This window comes from bacterium (assembly GCA_035527515.1).
In the GTDB taxonomy this organism is placed as follows: domain Bacteria; phylum B130-G9; class B130-G9; order B130-G9; family B130-G9; genus B130-G9.
The window spans coordinates 1-3,748 of the sequence record DATLAJ010000177.1 but is presented as its reverse complement, the minus strand read 5'-3'; the positions used below and the strand labels follow the sequence as shown (position 1 = coordinate 3,748).

Genomic DNA, 3,748 nt, shown 5'->3' with positions numbered 1-3,748 from the left:
ATATGATACTATAATCGTGGACGGCTTCCGTGCTCTTCATGACCCGACTCCTTTGGCCTTATCGCTGCGGATAGCTGATAAGATACCATGAGTCGGGTCTCTTTTTCAATGAGCAAAAAGTGCGAAACTATAGCCTAGTATCCCCCTAGTATCTACCAGGAGATAGTTGATACGGGGCCACCTGTTGTAACGACAGATGTTCCGAATCCAAGCGGACAGGAATCAGACTTGGAGAAAACAATCTCCCATAGCAATCCTTCATGTATTGCATGGCAGGGTCCCAGCAGATGAGGATGTGCTCTTATGCGTAGGTGTGTGGTAGTCATCTTCGTGATCTGGCTCATAGTACAGGGCATATGTGTATCTTCCGATGAGAGGACACCATGGGATGAACGTATCCGACGAGACTTGTCAATCTTCAAGTATCTAACGGTACCTGCGGAGGCGAACAAACCTCAGGGTTGGCAGGCGCTCAAGGAATCTCTGCAAACACTCGTGGCCATATACCCGGAAAGCAGCTATGCCGCTGATGCGAAGTTATGGTTGGCTTGGGGCAAGGCATCGGAGGAGAACGAGAGGGATGGAGCGGTCAAGGATTTGAGGGCGATCATTGCTGAGCATCCTGATACGCCCACTGTTGTCGAAGGGCCGCCAAACGAACCGCTACAGGAGGTACTTGACCCCAATTGGGTACGGTTCACCTCCGTAACCAGAGTGTTGAATCCAGATGGAACTGCAACGATTCGTCCTTTTCCCAAATCAGGCGAAGAGCGTTTTGACGAATTCGGTTTCAATGAGGCCAGGCGTTACTTTGAGCATCTGGAACGTTTCCCGCGCAAGGCTGGTGACGTTGCACATCTGATGATAGCAGCTTTGTTTCTCAAGGATGGTCGGAAGGAGGACGCCGCGACGGAGTTCATGGCGATCATCCAGAGCTACGAGGACCCAGAGTCGGCTCTTCGCGCGGATCGAAGGGCAGGCGACGAGAAGTACGGCTATTTGATCGCGATCTGGCTCTCGCCGCTGTCAAGGGCCTATTATGGACTCTTTAGGTTGTATGCGGAAGCAGGGGAATACAATAAGGCACTGGCTTACGGCACCAAGCTGGCAGACTGGAGAGGTTCAGAAGACGGACGTGCGATAGAGCGGCTGGTTGCAGACACTTGCGTCAAAGCCAAGGATTTTGAGAAGGCTGAACTATATTACAAAGAGGCGCTTGGGCGGTTCATGCGGAACGCCCATAAGAAGGACTGGCTGTCAGCCGACAGGGTGCAGAAAACCAAAGACGAATTGCAGATTCTTATCAAGGCATGCCACGCAGCCAAGGCCGGGCGCGAGTTCGCTATCCCCAGACCATCTGAGCCAAAGGGACCCTACGCGCCGGAGCGTATGCGGTGTGATCGCTGGCCCCCCGATAGCAAGGAAGAGCGCGAGAAACTTGGTATCAGCGAAATCGATGAGGAGCGCTTGGGAACAGATCAGGGTCATCTTCTGAATGGACAACGCCTCTGGCTGTGGGCTACACTTGATCTTCTGATGAAGGAGGGGTTCCGCCCTGACCTAAAGCGAACTCTCAGCTTGGAGAATTGGCCGGCAGCTCGGAATCAGACGGTTGTCATCCTGTGGTCGGCGAAGGGCTACTCACTCCAAGCGCGCAGGGAAGTCAGAGGAGATCCCGGCACTTTCATTCTTATCGTTCCGGAGAAAGCTCAGCAGTTAGCCGGGCTTGACGAATCTCGGCGGGTCTTGGCCACGCTTGATTTCTTCCTCTCAGACCGGTTCCAAATCAAATCTGAGGACACTGAGCAACCGGTCGACGGTCACAAGGTGCTGACCTATGAATTCAAGGACGGTATAGCTTTCATGAAGTTCGGTTCCAGGCCGGAACAAGATGTCTCGGCTGAGATTAGGGCATGGTGCGCTGAGGATCGCATTGTTCTGAAAGTGTCCGACCCCGTTTTGCGAGAGGCCAGGGCTGAGTCAGCAATGAGGCCAGGATATCCTCCCGCCAAGCTACTAAGCCTTACCGCCTCGCTGGCCAACCTGCCCGAGGCTGATGAAGGCAGGGCACTCTTTGAGAACCTTGGCGGGGCCCTGAAGCGAAACTCGAAAACCGCTCACGAGCAACTGAAGCTGCTTCTTGCACACGGCGGTCCATGGGCTTTCATTGGCGCCGTGGGAGCGGTCTGTGTCGAACGTTCAGATAATGCCCAAGCGCGCGCAATCGGTGCAAAGGCGGTTGTCGACATGATGGCAAATCTTGCTATACCTGCCTCGCCACTGACCACCGAGGAAGAGAAGCTCGTCATCCAGCAGAACATCGAAGCACTCATTGCCAATCAGAAAGAACCTCAAGGAGAAGCCTATGCCTCGGCAAAGACTGTCATTCAGGAGGCGGAGGGCCGCGCGACTCCCTTCCTATTGGACGCACTGAAGAAGGACCCGCCAAGACCGGTGAAAGAGACTATTTGTGAGCTGATCGATCGATGCGGCCAGCTCGATCAGCTTGCAGAAGTCGTAAAGGCCTGCGCCGCAGAACCTGACGGCGACCTGAGGAGCCGGATGATCGACGCGAGCTTCGGAGCGAAGATAAGAGCATTACAGGAGAAATGGGACAAGTACGTCGAATCTGCCGGTGATGGGAAAATGAAAGGGAAGTAAAGGTGCTCTTTGTTAGAACTGAGGCCACCAGCTGATTGGTGATCCTGATGAGGCGGAGGAGGTCGGGATTGCGGCGAATCCAGCGGATTTGCTGTTCGTCATTGAGGAAGCAATGCAGCGCAAAAGCATCGCCTAACGTTATGGGCGCTTGCAGTTCGGCAGCTTGATGACCTCCAGTCGTAGGTTCTACAGGCAGGTGTGGGCGAGCGGGGGACCACGTCCCACATATATTCGGCCTGTGATGAGATATGACAGGTGTTGTGGAACATGGCCATGGTAATCACTTTCCGGACAGCGCTGGTTTCTGCCATAGCGCTCTTGCTTCTCTGGACTGGTATTGCCCGCTCTCAAGGTGCGGAGGCGGAGCTTGTCGCGGTGATCCATCTCCCCTACGAGAGTTCCTCTGTTCGTGCCAACGTCCCCATATTCGGATTAGCCTACGGCAAGATCTTCCAGTCCTACCGGCTTGAGTTCGGCCAAGGGCGCGATCCCAAGGAATGGACTCTCATAAAGGAATCGACGGAGCCTGAAGAGCACGATCCGTGGGCCGAGGGCAAGGTCAAGTGGTCCAAGGATTGGGGCGTCGAGACAGGCAACCTCGGCGTCTGGCGGACGGGGCTTTCGGAGTACACCTACGGCCAGCATTGGGAGCACGACCTGCTCGGCCCCTATACCCTTCGTCTCACGGTTGCCGACAAGCATGGCCGCGAGGCGCAGCATTCAGTTCACGTGATCGTTGCGCGCGTCGTCAGGAACGACATCGGCGGGAGCGTCGAATCGCCCGACGGCGTGGCCCGCCTGGAGGCGGGGGCCGATTCCATCACTTCCGCGTTCGTCCTCGTCTCGCTGCTTCCCAGGGGCGACCCGCTGCTTCCCAGCACCGAGCCAAAACCCGCAAAGAACCTCCTGCTCATCGGAACCGCTTACGAATTCCAGCCGCCCGGCCTGGAGTTCAATGCGCCCGGCCGGACATCTCCGGCCGGTTCTGTTCTTCTTCGATTGTGCGATCTCTCATTCGGCCACGGGGGCAGGCACCGCCGCCGAAGGCAGCACAATGTCCTTTTCCAGGATGGTTACGGAACTAGGG

Annotated in this window: 2 protein-coding genes; both read left to right on the top strand. The window is 55.8% G+C overall.

The features are described from left to right. Window positions 1-408: 408 nt before the first annotated feature. Complete coding sequence (locus tag VM163_14120) at window positions 409-2,661, top strand: hypothetical protein (GenBank protein HUT05014.1); 2,253 nt, start codon at window positions 409-411, stop codon at window positions 2,659-2,661. Window positions 2,662-2,928: 267 nt separating this feature from the next. Continuing rightward, window positions 2,929-3,748 (top strand): hypothetical protein (locus tag VM163_14115; protein ID HUT05013.1); only part of this gene is annotated, 820 nt, incomplete at its 3' end.